Raw genomic sequence first — 18545 nt, 5'->3', positions numbered from 1 at the left:
TTGATGCCGCGCCGTAGACGCGGCAGCTTCGAATCGGTTCAGGCCGGTGCCACGCGCAGCCAGAACGTGACCGGACCGTCGTTGACCAGGCTGACCTGCATCATCGCGCCGAACTCGCCGGTCTGCACCTGCGGATGCGCCGCGCGCGCCCGCGCCACGAAATGCTCGTACAGGCGCCGGCCGTCCTCGGGCGAGGCCGCGGGGGTAAAGCTGGGCCGCGTGCCGCTGTTGGTATCGGCCGCCAGCGTGAACTGCGACACCACCAGCAATCCGCCCGGATTGCCGTTGCCGTCCATGTTCTGCACCGGCAGGTTCATTTTGCCCGCCGCATCGGAAAACACCCGGTACGACAGCATCTTGGCCAGCAGCCGCTCTGCCTGCGCCTCGGTGTCGCCCCGCTCGGCGCAGACCAGCGCCAGCAGGCCGGCGCCGATCTCGCCGGTGGTGCGGCCTGCGACCGTGACGCGGGCCTGGGCCACCCGCTGGATCAGCGCGATCATCGCCGCCTCAGGCCAGCGTCACGCGCGCGAAGCGGCGCTTGCCGACCTGCACGACGTAGGTGCCCGCGGCCACCTTGGTGGCCTTGTCGCTCACGGTGGCGCCGTCGATCTTGACGCCGCCCTGCTCGATATTGCGGTTGGCTTCCGAGGTCGACGGCACCAGGTTGGCCTGCTTGAGCAGCTGCGCGATGCCCAGCGGCGCGCCGGCCAGGCTTACCGCCGGGATATCGTCCGGCACGCCGCCGCGGGCGCGGTGGTTGAAGTCTTCCAGCGCCTTCTCGGCATCGGCCTGGCTGTGGAAGCGCGCCACGATCTCCTGCGCCAGCAGCACCTTGCAGTCGCGCGGGTTGCGGCCGGCGGCGATCTCCTGCTTCATCAGGTCGATCTCGCTCATCGGGCGGAACGACAGCAGCGTGAAGTACTGCCACATCAGGTCGTCGGAGATGCTCATCAGCTTGCCGAACATCTCGTTCGGGGCCTCGGTCACGCCTACGTAGTTGCCCTTGGACTTGGACATCTTCTCGACGCCGTCCAGGCCCACCAGCAGCGGCATGGTCAGGATGCACTGCGGTTCCTGGCCGTATTCCTTCTGCAGCTCGCGCCCCACCAGCAGGTTGAACTTCTGATCGGTGCCGCCCAGTTCCAGGTCGGACTTCAGCGCCACCGAGTCGTAACCCTGCATCAGCGGGTAGAGGAACTCGTGCACGGAAATCGGAATCCCGGAGCGGAAGCGCTTGGTGAAGTCGTCGCGCTCCATCATGCGCGCCACGGTGTACTTGGCGGCGAGCTGGATCATGCCGCGCGCGCCGAGCGGATCGCACCATTCGCTGTTGTAGCGGATCTCGGTGCGGGCCGGGTCGAGCACCAGGCTGGCCTGGCGGTAGTAGGTCTGGGCATTGGCCTCGATCTGCTCGCGCGTGAGCGGCGGGCGCGTGCTGTTGCGGCCCGATGGGTCGCCGATGGTCGAGGTGAAGTCGCCGATCAGGAAAATCACCTGGTGGCCGAGGTCCTGCAGCTGGCGCAGCTTGTTCAGCACCACGGTGTGGCCGATATGGATGTCGGGCGCGGTCGGGTCCAGGCCCAGCTTGATGCGCAGCGGCACGCCGGTGGCCTCGCTGCGCGCCAGCTTCTGCGCCCACTCCGCTTCGATCAGCAGCTCGTCGCAGCCGCGCCTGGAGATTTCCAGGGCCTGCATCACCGAGGGCGTCAGGGGGTATTTGGCCGGTGCGGCCGAGGCAACTTCAGTCATCACGTAAGTCTTTGAAATACTTGAAATTTTAGGAAATCTGCCGACAGCCGCCAGGGCCGGATTTTGGTATAATCCGCGTTTCCGGGCGCCTGCGGAAGCCTTTCCGGTGCGCCACCCGTCACTTTGCACAGCAAGGCAGGCGGCCAAGATTACTGAATACTGACAGCACGCGCCGCACCTCGGGGGAGGAAGGCAGACGAGACACATCGTCCCCGGCAGCGGGCTCAGACCAAGGTTGAATTTTACGTGATGTGGTCCAGACTCCGCGAAGTTTTCGCGCGTGAGCTGGTGGTGCTGGTCGATCCGACCAATCCCCAGCATGCGCGGCGGCGCAAACAACTGACGGCCTCGGTCGGTGCGATCTTCACGCTCGGCATGGCCGCGGCCATGGGTGTCGCGCCCCGCAGCGCCTACGACGATCCGCGCGCGCCCCGCACCCAGCAGGCCCTGCGCATGCCCGACGTGCGCGAACAGCTCGAACAGCTCACCGATACCCAGGCCGTGTACGTGCGCGAAGAGCGCATGCAGCGCGGCGACACCATTGCCAGCCTGCTCAAGCGCCTGGGCGTGGACGATGCCGACGCGCAGGCGTTCATCGTCAAGAACCCCACCGCGCGCGGCCTGTTCAACCTGAACCCGGGCCAGGCGGTGCAGGCGGAAATCGACGAGAGCAACACGCTGGTGTCGCTGCAGGCCAACCTGGGCGGCGACGCCGCGGCCTCGCGCGAGCTGGTGATCGAGCGCGTGCGCGCCGCCAGCGGCGACACCGCCGCCGCCTACAAAGCCAAGGTGCAGCGCGTCGACAACGACGTGCACTACGAGATGGCTTCGGGCGCGATTTCCTCCGGCGGCTTCTTCAAGGCCATGGACGCGGCCAACGTGCCCGACGAAGTGGTGCAGCAGATGCTGTCGATCTTCTCCGGCGTGATCGACTTCCACCATGACATCGCCGCCGGCGACCGCTTCCGCATCATCTATGAGGCGGGCTTCCGCGACGGCACCTTCGTGCGCAACGGCCGCGTGGTCGCGCTCGAACTGATCAACCGCAACCAGCTGCACCAGGCGCTGTGGTTCGCTCCCGAGGGCAGCAAGGACGGCGGGGCCTACTACACCTTCGACGGGCGCAGCATGAAGCGGCCGTTCCTGCGCTCGCCGGTGGAGTTCTCGCGCGTGTCGTCGGGCTTCGGCGGCCGCGAGCATCCGCTGCATCACGACTGGGCCCAGCACAAGGGCGTCGACTTCGCCGCCCCCACCGGCACCAAGGTGCTGGCGACCGGCGACGGCGTGGTCGAGTTCGTCGGCCAGCAGAACGGCTACGGCAACATCATCATCCTGTCGCATCCCAACGGCTACTCCACCTACTACGCGCACCTGTCCGGCTTTGCCGGCATGCGCCAGGGGCAGACGGTGCGTCAGGGCCAGCTGATCGGCTATGTCGGCGCGACCGGCTGGGCCACCGGCCCGCACCTGCACTACGAGTTCCGCTTCAACGACGTGCCGCAGAACCCGCTGACCATCACGCTGATGGAATCGCCCGCGCTGACCGGCAAGTCGCGCCAGGAATTCCTGACCTACACCAGCGGGCTGCTCAGCCGCATCAACGCGCTGCGCACCTACAACGTGCTGACCGCCGCCAACTGACCGCGTCCACCGTGATCCCCGTGCCCGGCAGCGAACGCTATATCGGCATTATGTCCGGCACCAGCATGGACGGTGCCGATGCGGTGCTGGTCGATTTCAGCGGCGCGCGCCCCGCGGTGCTGGCGGCCGCCAGCCAGCCCTTCCCCGACACGCTGCGCGCCGCCTTCGGCGCCCTGCAGCAGCCGGGCGAGGACGAGATCCACCGCGAAGCCCTGGCGGCCAACGCGCTGGCGCAGGTGTACGCCGACTGCGTCGCCGCGCTGTTGCGCGAGGCGCGCATCGATGCCGCCTCGGTCGCCGCCATCGGCGCCCACGGCCAGACCATCCGCCACCGGCCCGGCCTCTACGACGGCATCGGCTATACCCGCCAGAGCCAGCATCCGGCGCGGCTGGCCGAGCTGGCCGGCATCGACGTGGTGGCGGACTTCCGCAGCCGCGACCTCGCCGCCGGCGGACAGGGCGCACCGCTGGTGCCGGCGCTGCACCACGCGCTGTTCGGCAGCGACGCCGAGACCCGCGTGGCCTGCAATATCGGCGGCATCTCCAACATCAGCATCCTGCCGGCTGCGGACGGCCCCGTCAGCGGCTTCGACTGCGGGCCGGGCAATGCGCTGCTCGACTACTGGATCGGCCGCCACCGCGGACTGGCCTTCGACAGCAACGGCGACTGGGCCGCCAGCGGGCGCGTCGACGCCGCGCTGCTGGCGCAGTGCCTGGCCGAGCCCTATTTCAGCGCGGCGCCGCCCAAGAGCACCGGTCGCGACCTGTTTCATCCCGGCTGGCTGGAAGCCCGGCTGACGGCGTTTGCGCAGCTCGCGCCAGCCGACGTGCAGGCCACCCTGGCGGCACTGACCGCCGAGGCCATCGCGCGCGACGTGCGCGCCAGCGCGCCCGCCGCGCGGCGGCTGATCGTCTGCGGCGGCGGCGCGCGCAATGCCTTCGTGATGGCGCGGCTGGCGCAGGCCCTGCCTGGCGTGGCCATCGAGACCTCCGACGACTACGGCGTGCCGGTGTCGCAGGTCGAAGCCATCGCCTTTGCCTGGCTGGCGCGCCAGTGCCTGCTGCGCCTGCCCGGCAACGTCCCCACCGTGACCGGCGCCGCCGGGCCGCGCGTGCTGGGCGCGATCTACCCGCGCTGAACCCCGGCGCCGCCCTCCCCTGCATCGACCCAATCCATGAACGCCTGCGCCAGCGGCGACGCCCGCATGGCCGGCGAATGCGCCAGCACCACACGCTGCGGCGTCACCGGCTCGCGCAGCGGCAGGCAGGCGATCGGCACGCCGTCGTAGCTGTGGTCGCCCGCGGGCCGCGTGCACGACAGCGCCACGCCATAGCCATGCGCCACCAGCCCGCGCTGCATCTCGAAGGTCTGCGTGTACTGGTGCAGCGCCGGGCGCAGCCCATGCGCCCAGAACAATGACAGGAAGTACTCGCGGGTCTGGGGAATGTCTTCGAGGATGAGCCGCTCGCCGGCCAGGTCGGCCAGGCTGACATCGGCGCCGCCTGCCAGCGGATGGGCAGCCGGGATCAACGCGTAGGGCGCCAGCTCTGCCAGCGTACGGCGCTCGGTGCGGGCGTCGAGTCCCAGTTCGTAGGTCAGCGCCAGCTCAGCCTTGCCGGCGTGCAAGGTGCGATGAACGGTGGCGAGGTCGGCCTCGAACAGCGTCACCGAGATGCCGGGGTGGCGCTCGCGCAGTCCCGCAAGCAGGCGCGGCACGAAGTATGGGCCCAGGTCCTGGAAACAGGTCAGCGACAGCTGGCCGCTCAGGCCGCGGCCGGCGCCATCGTCGGCGGCAAGCCCCGCGGCCAGCGCCAGCACGTCGCGGGCCTTGCCCAGCAGGCGCTGCCCGGCCGGGGTCAGCGACAGCCCGCGGCTGACCTGCCGCCTGAACAGCGGCTCGCCCAGCGTGCCCTCCAGCTGGGCGATCGCGGTCGATACCGACGGCTGCGACACATGGCGCGCCCGAGCCGCCGCGCTGATGCTGCCGTGCTCGGCGGCGGCGACAAAATACTCGAGCTGGCGGAATGAGAAGGGGATCATGTTTTCCTATATCGCAACATAGGAAATATATGCTTTTCCTATCCCACGCGCATGGCGATACTGGGCCCATCGCCCCCACACCTATCGCCATGGACATCACCCCGGAACAGATCGACACCTACCAGCGCGACGGCGTACTGGTCTTGCGCGGCGCCTTTACCGACTGGGTCGAGCGCCTGCGTGAAGGCTTCGCGCAGAACCTGGCCGAGCCCGGCCCCTTTGCCATCGAGAACGTGCGCGCCGGGGAGGGTGGGCGCTTCTTCGAGGACTATTGCAACTGGCAGCGCATCGCACCGTTCGCCGCCTTTATCCGCGAGTCGGCCGCGGCCGGCATCGCCGGACGGATCATGCAGTCGCAGGCGGTGCAGGTGTTCCACGAGCACATCCTGGTCAAGGAGCCCGGCACCGCCAAGCCGACCCCATGGCACCAGGACTTGCCCTACTACTGCGTCGACGGCACCCAGACCGCGAGCTACTGGATTCCTCTGGACCCCGTCACGCAGGCCAACACACTGCGCGTGGTGGCCGGCTCGCACCGCTGGCCGCGGCTGGTGCGGCCCAAGCGCTGGGCCAGCAACGAGAACTTCTACGGCGGCGACGACGCCTTCATGGAGATGCCGGACGTGGAGGACGGCAGCCACACGCTGCTGGCCCCGGAACTGGAGCCGGGCGATGCGGTGGTGTTCGACTTCCGCACCGTGCACGGTGCCGCCGGCAATACCGGCACCGGGCGGCGGCGGGCGTTCTCGGCCCGTTTCCTCGGCGACGACGTGCGCTTCATGCAGCGCCCCGGACGCACCTCGCCGCCGTTCCCCGGCATCGGCCAGCAAACCGGCGAGCGCATGCGCGAAGACTGGTTCCCGGTGGTCTGGCGCGCGCCGCGCTAAGCCGGCGCGGACAACAAAAAACGCACCCGAAGGTGCGTTTTTTTGTTGAGACCGGGATCGCTCAGACCGAGAACGACGAGCCGCAACCGCAGGTGGTCGAAGCATTCGGGTTCTTGATCACGAACTGCGCGCCGTTGATGTCTTCCTTGTAGTCGATCTCGGCGCCGACCAGATACTGGTAGCTCATCGAATCGATCAGCAGGGTGACGCCGTTCTTGACCATGGTGGTGTCGTCTTCGTTGACTTCCTCGTCGAAGGTGAAGCCATACTGGAAGCCGGAGCAGCCGCCGCCCTGCACGAACACGCGCAGTTTCAGCTCGGCATTGCCCTCTTCCTCGATCAACTGCTTGACCTTGTCGGCGGCGCTGTCGGTAAAGACGAACGGTGCCGGCACGTCCTCGGTAACGGGTGCCTCTGCGACTGCGTTCATGGGGTGTTCTCCTGTTTAGATACGCCTGTATTCTAAGCGCTACTGGGAAATCGTGCCGAAACCTTGTGTTTTCAAGGGGTTCCGACCAACGAAGTCGCCGCTATGCGGCCTTTGCAGTGGGACTGGCCCCGACCGCGGGAGTTTCGCCTGCGGCGGCCGGTTCGTTATCGGCCGCTTCAGTCGCTTCCGTCACTTCGTCCGCGGGCGCGGCCTCCATCAAGTTCGGCAACGCCTTGACCTCGCCCTGCACCATCGGCATCAGGCGACCTTCGACCAGTGCACCCTGGTGCATTTCGAGCGCAGCATAGCGCACGTCGCCGAGCACCCGTGCCTGCGGCTGCAGCTCCAGCAGGTCGGCGGCCTGCACCGGGCCCTTGACGGTGCCGTTCAGCACCAGGTGGCCGACGCTGATTTCGCCCTCGACCATGCCCTTCTCGCTCACCACCAGCATGCTGGGCTTGCCCGGCGCCGCGGTCACGTTGCCGCGCACGCGTCCGTCCAGGCGCAGGCCGCCGGCAAACACCAGGTCGCCGTCGATGGCGGTGTCCTCGCCAATCAGCGTGTCGATCGAAAGGCCCTTCTTCTTGGAAAACAGCATGACTCTCACTCCTCTCTCGTTCGTGCCAGGCTGGCCTGCCCGTGGCGCAACCGCGCCGGCAAGCCGGACTTGCCGTCGGCGACAGGGCGTGATTGTAGCCGCGTGCGGCCGGATACCCCACAAAAGTATGGCAGACTGCTCACTATGACGGCAGCACGGCGCCGGTTCCGTAGCCCGCGAGCGAAAAAAAACCGCACGGCCAGCGTGCGGTTTTTCTGGTTTCGCAAGATCCGGCACAGGCGGGATCCGCGAAAACGCATCAGCGCTTCGAGAACTGCTTGCGACGACGCGCCTTGTGGAAGCCGACCTTCTTACGCTCGACTTCACGTGCATCGCGCGTGACGTAGCCTGCCTTCGACAGGGCCGACTTCAGGGTCGCGTCGTAGTCGATCAGGGCGCGGGTGATGCCGTGGCGCACTGCGCCGGCCTGGCCGGTTTCGCCGCCGCCGGTGACGTTGACCTTGATGTCGAACGTTTCAGCGTGAGCGGTCAGTTCCAGCGGCTGGCGCACGATCATCAGCGAGGTTTCGCGAGCGAAATACTCTTTGATGGGCTTGCCGTTGACGACGATGTCGCCCTTGCCCGACTTGATGAAGACACGTGCCACAGCGCTCTTGCGGCGGCCAGTACCGTAATTCCAGTTACCGATCATGGATTGGCCTCCTTAGATTTCCAGCGCCTTGGGCTGCTGCGCTTCGTGCGGATGCTCGGCTTCGGCGTAAACCTTCAGCTTCTTGATCATCGCGTAGCCCAGCGGACCCTTCGGCAGCATGCCCTTCACAGCCTTTTCCAGGGCACGGCCCGGGAAACGCTGCTGCATCTTGCCGAACGTCGTTTCGTAGATACCGCCCGGGTAGCCCGAATGGCGATAGTACTTCTTGTCCGTTTCCTTGGTACCCGTGACACGCAGCTTGGCTGCATTGACGATGATGATGTAATCACCCGTGTCGACGTGCGGAGTGAATTCCGGCTTGTGCTTGCCGCGCAGACGGCGTGCCACTTCGCTGGCAACACGGCCGAGGACTTTGTCCGTCGCGTCAATCACGTACCAGTCGCGCTTTACCTCATGAGGCTTGGCGGAAAAGGTCTTCATGATTTTTCCTGACTATTGGTTCGTGCCCGTAATCCGACTCGCGAAGGCTTGTGCTCGCCCCTGCAAGTCTTGTGGCCGCCACGGGGGTGGCCGGGTCCTGCTGTCTTCTTCTTCCGCGGGCATGACGGAAAAGCCCTCGATTATACTGGCGGCCGTGGCGAGCGCACAAGCAAAGACTGAGATTTTCGTCAAGATCGACGCCGATGGACTTTGCTCCCGGGCCGTTCAACGCACTTGTGAGGCCGGCGCGATTGGTTCAGGCGAAAAAAAACCCAAGCGTTCGAGCTTGGGTTTGAATCCACCAAAGGAGGAGGGTGGAGGAGACACCTGGAGATCGACGGAGGGACCTGCGGGCGGTGCGGCGGGCTTGGCCGGGGGCTTCGCTTTCGCACTCTGGCGCGCTGTCTGCGCCGTCGTTCAATGATTGGAATTATACCTAGGGTTTGTCCGGATGCAAGGGAAATTTGCAGTGCGAAATGTGATTTCGTATTACGAAACGTTACCGGGACTGATCCGTTGTGAATCAATTCCTTAAAAATCAACAACTAACAGACCAAACGAACGTATCATCCCGACGACATATTAGAGGAAACCCTCAGGTTTTCTAAGGTTATCGGCGTCGATGCCCCGAACTTGACCTTGCCATATACTGGGAAAAGCAAGATTCGAGATCACGCGCTTGTGATCGCAAACCGACAAAACACAGCACAGGAACGAACAAAATGGAATGCAAAGTAACATGGTTGGGCGCCGACGGCATGAGCTTCGTCGCCCAGACCGGCAGCGGCCATATCGTTGCCATGGACGGCGCCCCCGAAGGTGGTGGCCACAACCTGGCCCCGCGGCCCATGGAAATGGTGCTGCTGGGCACGGGCGGCTGCACCGCCTATGACGTGGTGCTGATCCTCAAGCGCAGCCGCCAGGACGTTACGGGCTGCAGCGTGCAGCTGCAGGCCGAACGCGCCGGCGAAGATCCCAAGGTGTTCACCCGCATCAACTTCCATTTTGTGGTCACCGGCAAGAATCTCAACCCCGCCACGGTCGAGCGCGCGATCAAGCTGTCGCACGAGAAGTACTGCTCGGCGTCGATCATGCTGGCCAAGACGGCCGAGATCACGCACACGCTGGAAATCGTCGAAGGCTGAGGGAAGTTTGGCCGGCCCGGTGCGCCGCGCGGGCGCCGGGTCGTGCCGATGACTGAAGCAAAGCAGGCCGATAAGCCGGATTCTGTGCGCCCCGCCCGCCTTGCGGCGCGCGGCGCGTGACAACCATTCCTCTAGGCCGGCTGTTACCAGCCGGCTCCAGCTCCCTACCCGCAGACTCAGCGGGCCGCTTCATCGCCTGCCTATTTGGGATTGCTCCAGGTGGAGGTTACCGCGTTTCACCCTTCCCGCCGGGCGAACCCGGCGGCAAGACTCGTCTCTGTGGCCCTATTCCGCACGTTACCGTGGATGGCTGTTAGCCAACACCCTGCCCTGTGGAGTCCGGACTTTCCTCCCCCTGCACCTTGCGGTGCAGGCAGCGGTTGCCTGGCCTGCTTTGCGGCCCGCAGTCTAACACCGATTGCGCCCGCCTGCCGGGGCGTCAGCCGGCCTCCCGGTCGCGGCGCCGGCCGGGGCGGAATACGGTGGCATCGGCATAGAAGTCCGGGTCCGCGTTGTCTTCGCACCAGCCCGGGATGCCCATCACCGGCAGCGGCGCAAAGCTGCGTCCGCCCCGCAACGCGCCGGCATCGGCCGCGGACAGCAGTGACCCGGCAAGCACCGCATCGAGCGCAGGATCGCCGGGCACCAGCGGCAGTGGCCAGGCATGCGCCGTCACCGACTTGTACGGCTGCACCAGTTTTTCGAGCAAGGCGTGGCCGAACGGCACCACCGCGCAGTCCATGTCCCATCGGGACCGACCATCGACGAACAGCCGCCCCCACGCAAACCCCCTGAGCGCCGCGGTCATGCCCTGGTCGGTGCCGAGGAACAGCACCGCGTTCTCGTCGAACAGCGTCGCCGCATCGCGCACGCCGCCGCGCGTGGTCGTTACGCCATCGCGGGCGATGACCTCGGCCTGAATCTGGTTGAGGGCGCGTTTGGCCTGCGGGAAATGCAGCCAGACCAGCGCGTTGAAGAAGTCGTGGAGATTGTGGCGGGTAGGGACTTCGCCAGTGGCATGGATATGCGCTTCATAGGCGCTGCCGTCCGGCAAGGCGTGCTCGGCGACAAAGCGCAGCGGCAGCCCGCGCGCATTGCGCAGGTCCAGTGCCGCGGCGCGTGCATCAAGCCCGCTGCGCAGGTCGGCACCGCCCTGCACTGCCGCCGCCAGCGCGGCGCCGTGTGCGGCAAAAGGCTGGAACCACGGCCGGGACCAGTCGATCCCGGCCAGCGCGGCGGCGAAGTGCTCGCCGGCCGCGGTCTGCTGCGTGCGCAAGGCTTCAGCGTGCCTTCCAGCGCAGCGTCTCGCCGCCGCGCAGCGGCACCAGCGTGGCGTCGCCGTAGGGCAGCTCGGCCGGCAGTTCCCAGTCCTCGCGCTCCAGCGTCAGCGTGCCGGTGTTGCGCGGCAGGCCGTAGAATGCCGGGCCGTTGAAGCTGGCGAAGGCTTCCAGCTTGTCGAGCGCGCCGGCGGCGTCGAAGGCTTCGGCATACAGCTCCATCGCATGCAGCGCGGTATAGCAGCCGGCGCAGCCGCAGGCATGTTCCTTCAGGCCACGCGCGTGCGGCGCGCTGTCGGTACCCAGGAAGAAGCGCTCGCTGCCCGAGGTGGCGGCCGCCACCAGCGCCTCGCGGTGGGTTTCGCGCTTGAGCACCGGCAGGCAATAGTAGTGCGGCCGGATGCCGCCGGTGAAGATGGCGTTGCGGTTGTAGAGCAGGTGGTGCGCGGTGATGGTGGCGCCGACCGGGCCGCTCGCGTCGCGCACGTACTGTGCCGCATCCTTGGTGGTGATGTGCTCGAACACCACCTTCAGTTCAGGCATGTCGCGGCGCAGCGGCGTCATCACCCGCTCGATGAACACGGCCTCGCGGTCAAAGATATCGATGGCCGGGTCGGTCACTTCGCCGTGCACCAGCAGCGGCAGGCCTTCGCGTTGCATCGCTTCCAGCGCCGGATAGCAGCGGCGGATATCGGTCACGCCGGCGTCGCTGTTGGTGGTGGCACCTGCCGGGTACAGCTTGACGCCGTGCACGAAGCCGCTGGCCTTGGCCACGGCGATTTCCTCGGCGCTGGTGTTGTCGGTCAGGTACAGCGTCATCAGCGGCTCGAACTGCATGCCGGCCGGCAGCGCCGCCAGGATGCGGGCGCGATAGGCCTGTGCCTGCGCCACCGTGGTTACCGGCGGCTTCAGGTTGGGCATGATGATGGCACGGGCGAACTGGCGGGCGGTGTCGGGCAGCACGGCGGCCAGCGCCGCGCCGTCGCGCAGGTGCAGGTGCCAGTCGTCCGGGCGGGTGATGGTGAGCTTCTGGGTCATGGCTAGCTTGGGGCCGGCCGCGGCGGCGGCCGGCGTTCGTCGAAATCAGAGAATCAGGATGGCGCGGTAGTCGTTGACGTTGGTGCGCGTGGGGCCGGTGACCACGAGGTCGCCGATCGCTTCGAACAGGCCCCAGGCATCGTGCGCGTCTAGCTGGCGCTGGCCGGGCAACCCGGCGGCCTCGGCGCGCGCCAGCGTGGTCGGGTCGGCCAGCGCACCGGCATTGTCTTCCGAGCCGTCTATGCCGTCGGTGTCGGCGGCGATGGCGTACACATCGGGCATGCCTGCCAGTTCGACCGCCAGCGACAGCAGGAACTCCGAGCAGCGCCCGCCGCGCGCCTTGCTGGCGCCGCCGCCGGCCGGCAAAGTGACCGTGCACTCACCTCCGGAAATCAGCGCCACGGGCGTGGCGAACGGCGCATTGTACGCGCGAATCTCGCGCACCAGCGCGGCATAGACGCGGGCCACTTCGCGCGCCTCGCCGGTCACGGTATCGCCCAGCACCACCGGCGTGATGCCGCGCCGGCGGAACAGCGCGGCGGCGGCCTCGAGGCTGCCGTGGGCGGTGGCGATCATGATGTTGTCGACCCGATCGAACAAGGGGTCGCCGGGCTTGGGCGTCTCCGCCACTTCGCCACGCGCGCCGCGTTCCAGGTGCGACTGCACGCTGGCCGGCACCTCGGCGCCGTAGCGGCGCAGGATCTGCAGCGCGTCATCGAACGTGCTCGGGTCCGCCACGGTCGGGCCCGAGGCAATCGCGCTGGGATCGTCGCCGGCCACGTCCGAGACGATCAGCGTGGTCACCGGCGCCTGGCTCGCCTGCGCCAGGCGGCCGCCCTGGATGCGCGAGATATGCTTGCGCACGATATTCATGTCGGTGATCGGCGCGCCACAACGCAGCAATTCCCGGGTGGTCGCCTTCAGGTCGGCCATCGGAATGCCCTCGGCCGGCAGCGACAGCAGGCTCGAGCCGCCGCCCGAGACCAGCACCAGCAGCCGGTCCTGCGGCGTCAGCGATTGCACCGCGGCCAGGATCTCCGCCGCGGCCTGCTCGCCCGACTCGTCGGGCACCGGGTGGCCGGCCTCGATCACGCGGATATGGTCGGTCGGCATGCCGTGCGCGTAGCGCGTGACCACCAGCCCCTCCAGCGTTGCCTTGCCGGCGTAGGCGCGCTCGACCGCCGCGGCCATCGACGCAGCGGCCTTGCCCGCGCCCACCACCAGCGTGCGGCCGCCGGCGTGCGGCGGCGGCAGGTGCTGCGCGACGATCTGCAGCGGGTCGGCCGCCGCCACCGCGGCATGGAAGGTCTCGAGCAGCAGTGCGCGGGCGTCCCCCGCGAACGCGGCGCTCACAGCGCCTCCGCGATGGCGCGGCCCAGGTCGGCGGTACCGGCCTTGCCGCCGATGTCGCGCGTCAGCGGCGCGTGCTCCGGCCCGGCCGCCAGCACCTGCTCGATCGCGCCGAGCACGGCGGCGCCGGCCTCGTCATGGCCCAGGTGCTCCAGCATCATGGCGCCGCACCAGATCTGCCCGATCGGGTTGGCCACGCCGCGCCCGGCGATATCCGGGGCCGAGCCGTGCACCGGCTCGAACAGGCTGGGGAAGGTGCGGTCCGGATTGATGTTGCCCGACGGCGCAATGCCGATGGTGCCGGTGCAGGCCGGCCCGAGATCGGACAGGATGTCGCCGAACAGGTTGCTCGCCACCACCACGTCGAACCAGTCCGGATGCTGGACGAAATGCGCGGTCAGGATGTCGATGTGGTACTTGTCGACCTTGATGCCGGGGTAATGCGCCGCCATGGCCTCGACCCGCTCGTCCCAGTACGGCATCGTGATCGAGATACCGTTGGACTTGGTCGCCGAGGTAAGGTGCTTTTTCGGGCGCTTCTGGGCCAGTTCAAAGGCGAACTTCAGGATGCGGTCGACGCCGGTGCGGCTCATCACCGTTTCCTGCACCACGATCTCGCGCTCGGTGCCGGGGAACATGCGGCCGCCGATGCTGGAATACTCGCCTTCGGTGTTCTCGCGCACCACGTAGAAATCGATATCGCCTGGCTGGCGGCCGGCCAGCGGGCTGCGGATGCCCGGCATCAGCCGCACCGGGCGCAGATTCACGTACTGGTCGAAGGAACGGCGGAACTGCAGCAGCGAGCCCCACAGCGAGACGTGATCGGGCACCGTGTCGGGCCAGCCGACCGCGCCGAAGTAGATGGCGTCGTACTTCACCAGCGTGTCGAACCAGTCGTCCGGCAGCATCTTGCCGTGGCGGGCGTAATAGTCGCAGCTGGAAAAATCGAAGTGATCCCACTGGAAGTCGATGCCGAAACGGCGCGCCGCGGCGTCCATCACGCGGATGCCCTCGGGCATGACTTCCGTGCCGATTCCGTCTCCGGGAATCACGGCAATCTTGTATTGGCTCATCGTTCTCGGGATTGCTAGCAGGTATGGTGGCGCCGTGGCTGGCGTCATTGGCACCGCGGGGGAGCGTCCGCGGTTGCTTGGCAGCGGCGCGGGCGCGCGGGATAATGCCTGCATTCTATTGCAAAGCGGCAGCCCCCTGCCGACCGGTGCCCCGACATGTGCCAGCTGCTAGGCATGAACTGCGCCACGCCGACCGACGTGACGTTCTCCTTCACCGGCTTTGCCGCGCGCGGAGGCCTGACCGACCACCACGCCGACGGCTTCGGTGTCGCCTTCTTCGAAGACAAGGCCTGCCGCCTGTTCATCGACAACCAGTCCGCCGGCACCTCGCCGGTGGCGGATTTGATCAAGCGCTATCCGATCAAGTCCAAGAACGTCATCTCGCATATCCGCAAGGCCACGCAGGGCACCGTGCTGCTGGAAAACTGCCACCCCTTCATGCGCGAGCTGTGGGGCCGGCACTGGATCTTTGCCCACAACGGCGACCTGCACGGCTTCACCCCGTTCCTGTCCGGCGTCTACCAGCCGGTGGGCGACACCGACAGCGAACTCGCCTTCTGCACGCTGATGCAGGGCCTGCGCAAGCGCTTCCCGGGCTCGCAGCCGCCGCTGAACGAGCTGGGCCACGCGCTGGCCGACATCACCCGCGAGATCACGCTGCACGGCGTGTTCAATTACCTGCTGTGCAACGGGCAGGCGCTGTTTGCCCACTGCTCGACCCGCCTCTACTACATCGTGCGGCAATGGCCGTTCTCGACCGCGCACCTGATCGACGCCGACCTGTCGATCGACTTCGCGCAGGTGACCACGCCGGACGACCGCGTCGCCGTGATCGCCACCGCGCCGCTGACCGACAACGAGACCTGGACCCAGTTCGCCCCCGGCGAGCTGATCATGTTCGAGCACGGGCGCCCGACCATGACGCTGACCGTGCCGATCCCGCCCGAGGTCCAGGCCAAGAACGCGGCCAATACGGCCTGCACCTGAGCCATCCGGCACAAAGGAAAAAGGGACGCCGAGGCGTCCCTTTTTTTTATATGGCTGCCAGTCGTGGCCGCCAGTCCGTTCAGTGATGCAGGATCTTCGACAGGAACTGCCTGGCGCGCTCCGAGCGGTGCTCGATATCGCCGAAGAACTCTTCCTTGTCGGCATCCTCGACGATCTTGCCCTGGTCCATGAAGATCACGCGGTTGGCCACCTTGCGCGCGAAGCCCATTTCGTGGGTCACGCACATCATGGTCATGCCTTCCTGCGCCAGCTGCACCATCACGTCCAGCACTTCGTTGACCATTTCCGGATCCAGCGCGGAGGTCGGCTCGTCGAACAGCATGCAGATCGGGTCCATCGACAGCGCGCGCGCAATCGCCACGCGCTGCTGCTGCCCGCCCGACAGCTGGCCGGGGTACTTCTCCGCCTGGCTCTTCAGGCCCACGCGCTCCAGGTACTTCATGCCCTTGGCCATGGCCTCGTCCCTGGAGCGGCCAAGCACCTTCATCTGCGCGATGGTCAGGTTCTCGGTGATCGACAGGTGCGGGAACAGCTCGAAGTTCTGGAACACCATGCCCACGCGCGAGCGCAGCTTGGGCAGGTTGGTCTTGGGATTGCCCACCGAGGTGCCGTCGACCAGGATGTCGCCCTTCTGGAACGGCTCGAGCGCGTTGACGGTCTTGATCAGCGTGGACTTGCCCGAGCCCGACGGGCCGCACACCACCACCACTTCCCCCTTGGCAACCTTGGTGGTGCAGTCGGTCAGCACCTGGAAGGAGCCGTACCACTTGGAAACGTTATTAATTTCGATCATACAGCCACCTTTTTCTGATAACGCTTGACCAGCAGCGAAGCGGAGAAACAAATGATGAAGTACACCAGGCCGGCGAACAGCAGCATCTCGACGATGCGGCCATCACGCTCGCCGATGCCGTAGGCCTGGCCGAAGAAGTCCGCCAGCGCGCTCACGTACACCAGCGACGTATCCTGGAACAGGATGATGCCCTGCGTCAGCAACAGCGGCACCATGTTGCGGAACGCCTGCGGCAGGATCACCAGCCGCATCGTCTGCCCGTAGGTCATGCCCAGCGCCTGCGCGGCAAACATCTGCCCGCGCGACACGCTCTGGATCCCCGCCCGGATGATCTCGGAGTAGTAGGCGGCCTCGAACAGCGCGAACGCCACCAGCGCCGAGGTCATGCGCAGGTCGGTCGCCGGCGACAGGTTGAAGATGCCCTGCAATACCTGCGGGATGATCAGGAAGAACCACAACAGCACCATCACCAGCGGGATCGAGCGGAAGATGGTCACGTACCCCTGCGCGAACCAGTTCAGCAGCCGGAACGACGACAGCCGCATCATCGCAAGGATGGTGCCCCAGATGATGCCGACCACCACCGCGGTGACGGTGATCTTGAGCGAGACCATCATGCCCTCGCCCAGCACATGCAGCGTGGCCGGGTTGATCGAGGTGAAATCGAAGGAATAAGCCATGGCGCCCCCTTACTTGCCGCCGATGAAGCCGGGCACGCGCGTGCGGGCCTCGACCCAGCGCATCACCAGCATCACGGTGACGTTGATCAGCGCGTACATCAGCGTGACCGCGATGAACGATTCATACGGACGCGCGGTGTAGTCCACCAGCTGGCGCCCCTGCGCGGCCAGTTCCAGCAGGCCGATGGTCGACGCCACCGCCGAGTTCTTGAAGATATTCAGGAACTCGGAGGTCAGCGGCGGCACGATCACGCGGAACGCCATCGGCAGCAACACGTGGCGGTACGTCTGCGGCAGCGTGAAGCCCATCGCCAGGCCGGCGTTCTTCTGCCCGCGCGCCAGCGAGTTGATGCCGGAGCGCACCTGCTCGCAGACCCGCGCGGCGGTAAACGTGCCCAGGCACAGCATGGCGGCCAGGAACTGCTGCGCGAACGGGTTCATCTGCTTGATCGCCTCGCCGCCGGGCAGCAGCTCGGGCGCGACGAAGTACCAGATAAACAGCTGCACCAGCAGCGGGATGTTGCGGAAAATCTCGACATAGGTGGCGGCGATGCCGGCCAGCCATTTGTTCGGCACCGTGCGCAGCACGCCGAGCACCGAGCCGATGACCAGGGCAATGACCCAGGACGAAAGCCCCAGCGCGAGCGTGACCTTGAGACCAGAGATCATCCAGTCCAGGTAGGTCTCGTTCTGGGCGGCCTGTTCGAGGAAAACTCCCCAATGCCAGTTGTAGTTCATGTTGCGTCCTCAAAAAGAAACGGAAGGACGAGCCTTCCGTTTCGCAGTGCTGTCAACGGCAGGTCAGTCCAGCGCCTTGTCGTTAGGCGCCTTGATCAGCGTCTTCATGTCTTCGGACAGCGGGAAGTCCAGGTTCAGGCCCTTGGGCGGAACCGGTTGCATGAACCACTTGGTGTACAGGGTGTTGACCGAGCCGTCCTTCATCATGCCGGAGATCACGGTGTCGGACAGCTTCTTGAACTGCGGGTCGTCCTTGCGGATCATGCAGCCGTAGGACTCGCGCGATTGCGGCTTGCCCACGACGATCCAGTCGGCCGGGTTCTTGGCCTTGGCGCGCTCGCCGTACAGCAGCGCGTCGTCCATCATGAAGGCGACCGCGCGGCCGGATTCCAGCGTCAGGAACGACTGGCCGTGGTCCTTGGTGCTGATGATGTTCACGCCCAGCTTCTGCTCGTCGTTCATCTTGCGCAGCAGGCGCTCCGACGTGGTGCCGGCGGTGGTGACGACGTTCTTGCCCTTCAGGTCGGCCCAGTCCTTGATGCCGGCGTCCTTCTTCACCATGATGCGCGTGCCGATGATGAAGATGGAGTTGGTGAAGGCGACCTGCTTCTGGCGTTCCAGGTTATTGGTGGTCGAGCCGCACTCGATATCGATGGTGCCGTTCTGCAGCAGCGTGATGCGGTTCTGCGAGGTGATCGGGATTTCCTTGACCTGCAGGTTCGGCAGCTTCAGCTGGTCCTTGATGGCTTCCACGATCTTCATGTTGATATCGTAGGAATAGCCGACCTGGCGCACGCCGCCCAGGTTGTAGTTGAACGGAATCGACGATTCGCGCACGCCGAGCGTGATGACGCCGGTGTCCTTGATCTTCTTCAGCGTGCCCGTCAGTTGTTCGGCTGCCTGTGCCGTCCCGCACATTACGCCCCCGGCAATCATCAGGGCAGCCAACTTGGCGAAATTCATAACATCTCCTTGACCATGAAGAGAAAGCGGGATTCTAAGAA

General features: G+C 66.3%; 20 protein-coding genes and 1 other RNA gene. 5 read left to right on the top strand and 16 right to left on the bottom strand.

Annotated elements, in window-relative coordinates; translation table 11 throughout:
• Positions 1–38: 38 nt before the first annotated feature.
• The gene (gene dtd, locus GA0116996_RS04595) at positions 39–500 is read right to left on the bottom strand and encodes a D-aminoacyl-tRNA deacylase (RefSeq protein ID WP_092307711.1); all 462 of its coding nucleotides are present in this window, start codon (positions 498–500) and stop codon (positions 39–41) included.
• A gap of 7 nt (positions 501–507) precedes the next feature.
• A complete protein-coding gene (gene tyrS, locus GA0116996_RS04590; RefSeq protein ID WP_092307709.1) occupies positions 508–1749 on the bottom strand; it encodes a tyrosine--tRNA ligase in 1242 nt (413 codons plus the stop codon).
• 249 nt (positions 1750–1998) lie between these two features.
• Between tyrS and GA0116996_RS04585 the strand changes: the two genes are divergently transcribed.
• Positions 1999–3390 carry a M23 family metallopeptidase gene (locus tag GA0116996_RS04585; protein WP_092307707.1) on the top strand — a complete coding sequence of 464 codons (1392 nt, stop codon included), beginning with the start codon at positions 1999–2001 and terminating at the stop codon, positions 3388–3390.
• A gap of 50 nt (positions 3391–3440) precedes the next feature.
• Complete coding sequence (locus GA0116996_RS04580) at positions 3441–4529, top strand: anhydro-N-acetylmuramic acid kinase (RefSeq protein WP_221221495.1); 1089 nt, start codon at positions 3441–3443, stop codon at positions 4527–4529.
• On the opposite strand, the gene GA0116996_RS04575 is transcribed toward GA0116996_RS04580, so the two are convergent.
• Entirely contained in the window at positions 4517–5431 is a 915-nt protein-coding gene (locus GA0116996_RS04575; protein WP_092307703.1) for a LysR family transcriptional regulator, read from the bottom strand. The two genes, GA0116996_RS04580 and GA0116996_RS04575, sit on opposite strands and share 13 nt — an antisense overlap.
• Before the next feature lie 89 nt (positions 5432–5520).
• On the opposite strand from GA0116996_RS04575, the gene GA0116996_RS04570 reads away from it, so the two are divergent.
• Positions 5521–6318 carry a phytanoyl-CoA dioxygenase family protein gene (locus GA0116996_RS04570; protein ID WP_092307701.1) on the top strand — a complete coding sequence of 266 codons (798 nt, stop codon included), beginning with the start codon at positions 5521–5523 and terminating at the stop codon, positions 6316–6318.
• 61 nt (positions 6319–6379) lie between these two features.
• Here the strand turns inward: GA0116996_RS04570 and erpA are convergent, their stop codons facing one another.
• From erpA to rplM, 4 genes are all read right to left on the bottom strand, one after another.
• A complete protein-coding gene (gene erpA, locus GA0116996_RS04565; RefSeq protein WP_010813904.1) occupies positions 6380–6748 on the bottom strand; it encodes an iron-sulfur cluster insertion protein ErpA in 369 nt (122 codons plus the stop codon).
• A 100-nt stretch (positions 6749–6848) separates the two neighbouring features.
• Entirely contained in the window at positions 6849–7346 is a 498-nt protein-coding gene (locus GA0116996_RS04560) for a bactofilin family protein (protein ID WP_092307699.1), read from the bottom strand.
• Between the two features lie 259 nt (positions 7347–7605).
• Entirely contained in the window at positions 7606–7998 is a 393-nt protein-coding gene (rpsI, locus tag GA0116996_RS04555) for a 30S ribosomal protein S9 (protein ID WP_012351769.1), read from the bottom strand.
• Between the two features lie 12 nt (positions 7999–8010).
• A complete protein-coding gene (rplM, locus tag GA0116996_RS04550; protein ID WP_010813907.1) occupies positions 8011–8439 on the bottom strand; it encodes a 50S ribosomal protein L13 in 429 nt (142 codons plus the stop codon).
• Between the two features lie 722 nt (positions 8440–9161).
• Between rplM and GA0116996_RS04545 the strand changes: the two genes are divergently transcribed.
• Positions 9162–9584 carry an OsmC family protein gene (locus GA0116996_RS04545; protein ID WP_092307697.1) on the top strand — a complete coding sequence of 141 codons (423 nt, stop codon included), beginning with the start codon at positions 9162–9164 and terminating at the stop codon, positions 9582–9584.
• Positions 9585–9639: 55 nt separating this feature from the next.
• Here GA0116996_RS04545 and rnpB read toward each other — a convergent pair.
• From rnpB to GA0116996_RS04520, 5 genes are all read right to left on the bottom strand, one after another.
• Positions 9640–9980, bottom strand: an RNA gene (rnpB, locus tag GA0116996_RS04540) — RNase P RNA component class A.
• Positions 9981–10023: 43 nt separating this feature from the next.
• Complete coding sequence (locus GA0116996_RS04535; RefSeq protein ID WP_092307695.1) at positions 10024–10860, bottom strand: DUF3025 domain-containing protein; 837 nt, start codon at positions 10858–10860, stop codon at positions 10024–10026.
• Between the two features lie 4 nt (positions 10861–10864).
• Positions 10865–11899 carry a dihydroorotase gene (gene pyrC, locus GA0116996_RS04530; protein WP_092307693.1) on the bottom strand — a complete coding sequence of 345 codons (1035 nt, stop codon included), beginning with the start codon at positions 11897–11899 and terminating at the stop codon, positions 10865–10867.
• Between the two features lie 45 nt (positions 11900–11944).
• Positions 11945–13252, bottom strand: a complete 1308-nt coding sequence (locus GA0116996_RS04525) for a glycerate kinase type-2 family protein (RefSeq protein WP_092307691.1) — start codon at positions 13250–13252, stop codon at positions 11945–11947.
• Positions 13249–14322, bottom strand: coding sequence for a tartrate dehydrogenase (locus tag GA0116996_RS04520; RefSeq protein ID WP_062796822.1), 1074 nt, complete (start codon positions 14320–14322; stop codon positions 13249–13251). Before GA0116996_RS04520 ends, GA0116996_RS04525 begins: the two co-directional genes overlap by 4 nt.
• Positions 14323–14478: 156 nt before the next feature.
• Here GA0116996_RS04520 and GA0116996_RS04515 point away from each other — a divergent pair, with 156 nt between their 5' ends.
• Complete coding sequence (locus GA0116996_RS04515; RefSeq protein WP_062796820.1) at positions 14479–15309, top strand: class II glutamine amidotransferase; 831 nt, start codon at positions 14479–14481, stop codon at positions 15307–15309.
• Between the two features lie 79 nt (positions 15310–15388).
• On the opposite strand, the gene GA0116996_RS04510 is transcribed toward GA0116996_RS04515, so the two are convergent.
• The 4 genes from GA0116996_RS04510 to GA0116996_RS04495 all read right to left on the bottom strand — a co-directional run bounded on the left by GA0116996_RS04510 (position 15389) and on the right by GA0116996_RS04495 (position 18504).
• Complete coding sequence (locus GA0116996_RS04510; protein ID WP_092307689.1) at positions 15389–16123, bottom strand: amino acid ABC transporter ATP-binding protein; 735 nt, start codon at positions 16121–16123, stop codon at positions 15389–15391.
• Complete coding sequence (gltK, locus tag GA0116996_RS04505) at positions 16120–16803, bottom strand: glutamate/aspartate ABC transporter permease GltK (protein WP_092307687.1); 684 nt, start codon at positions 16801–16803, stop codon at positions 16120–16122. The genes GA0116996_RS04510 and gltK overlap by 4 nt, the downstream gene beginning before the upstream one ends.
• Positions 16804–16812: 9 nt before the next feature.
• Positions 16813–17541 carry an amino acid ABC transporter permease gene (locus GA0116996_RS04500; RefSeq protein WP_092307685.1) on the bottom strand — a complete coding sequence of 243 codons (729 nt, stop codon included), beginning with the start codon at positions 17539–17541 and terminating at the stop codon, positions 16813–16815.
• A gap of 63 nt (positions 17542–17604) precedes the next feature.
• Positions 17605–18504 (bottom strand): glutamate/aspartate ABC transporter substrate-binding protein, encoded by a 900-nt coding sequence (locus GA0116996_RS04495; RefSeq protein WP_092307683.1) that lies wholly within the window; start codon positions 18502–18504, stop codon positions 17605–17607.
• Between the last annotated feature and the right edge of the window lie 41 nt (positions 18505–18545).

The organism is Cupriavidus alkaliphilus, assembly GCF_900094595.1.
GTDB lineage: Bacteria > Pseudomonadota > Gammaproteobacteria > Burkholderiales > Burkholderiaceae > Cupriavidus > Cupriavidus alkaliphilus.
This window is presented reverse-complemented; position numbering and strand designations above follow the sequence as displayed.

Excerpts from the sequence above, each read along its gene's own strand:
- dtd (WP_092307711.1), bottom strand. The coding sequence starts at position 500 with ATGATCGCGCTGATCCAGCGGGTGGCCCAGGCCCGCGTCACGGTCGCA.
- tyrS (WP_092307709.1), bottom strand. The coding sequence starts at position 1,749 with ATGACTGAAGTTGCCTCGGCCGCACCGGCCAAATACCCCCTGACGCCC.
- GA0116996_RS04585 (WP_092307707.1), top strand. The coding sequence starts at position 1,999 with ATGTGGTCCAGACTCCGCGAAGTTTTCGCGCGTGAGCTGGTGGTGCTG.
- GA0116996_RS04580 (WP_221221495.1), top strand. The coding sequence starts at position 3,441 with ATGTCCGGCACCAGCATGGACGGTGCCGATGCGGTGCTGGTCGATTTC.
- GA0116996_RS04575 (WP_092307703.1), bottom strand. The coding sequence starts at position 5,431 with ATGATCCCCTTCTCATTCCGCCAGCTCGAGTATTTTGTCGCCGCCGCC.
- GA0116996_RS04570 (WP_092307701.1), top strand. The coding sequence starts at position 5,521 with ATGGACATCACCCCGGAACAGATCGACACCTACCAGCGCGACGGCGTA.
- erpA (WP_010813904.1), bottom strand. The coding sequence starts at position 6,748 with ATGAACGCAGTCGCAGAGGCACCCGTTACCGAGGACGTGCCGGCACCG.
- GA0116996_RS04560 (WP_092307699.1), bottom strand. The coding sequence starts at position 7,346 with ATGCTGTTTTCCAAGAAGAAGGGCCTTTCGATCGACACGCTGATTGGC.
- rpsI (WP_012351769.1), bottom strand. The coding sequence starts at position 7,998 with ATGATCGGTAACTGGAATTACGGTACTGGCCGCCGCAAGAGCGCTGTG.
- rplM (WP_010813907.1), bottom strand. The coding sequence starts at position 8,439 with ATGAAGACCTTTTCCGCCAAGCCTCATGAGGTAAAGCGCGACTGGTAC.
- GA0116996_RS04545 (WP_092307697.1), top strand. The coding sequence starts at position 9,162 with ATGGAATGCAAAGTAACATGGTTGGGCGCCGACGGCATGAGCTTCGTC.
- pyrC (WP_092307693.1), bottom strand. The coding sequence starts at position 11,899 with ATGACCCAGAAGCTCACCATCACCCGCCCGGACGACTGGCACCTGCAC.
- GA0116996_RS04520 (WP_062796822.1), bottom strand. The coding sequence starts at position 14,322 with ATGAGCCAATACAAGATTGCCGTGATTCCCGGAGACGGAATCGGCACG.
- GA0116996_RS04515 (WP_062796820.1), top strand. The coding sequence starts at position 14,479 with ATGTGCCAGCTGCTAGGCATGAACTGCGCCACGCCGACCGACGTGACG.
- GA0116996_RS04510 (WP_092307689.1), bottom strand. The coding sequence starts at position 16,123 with ATGATCGAAATTAATAACGTTTCCAAGTGGTACGGCTCCTTCCAGGTG.
- gltK (WP_092307687.1), bottom strand. The coding sequence starts at position 16,803 with ATGGCTTATTCCTTCGATTTCACCTCGATCAACCCGGCCACGCTGCAT.
- GA0116996_RS04500 (WP_092307685.1), bottom strand. The coding sequence starts at position 17,541 with ATGAACTACAACTGGCATTGGGGAGTTTTCCTCGAACAGGCCGCCCAG.
- GA0116996_RS04495 (WP_092307683.1), bottom strand. The coding sequence starts at position 18,504 with ATGAATTTCGCCAAGTTGGCTGCCCTGATGATTGCCGGGGGCGTAATG.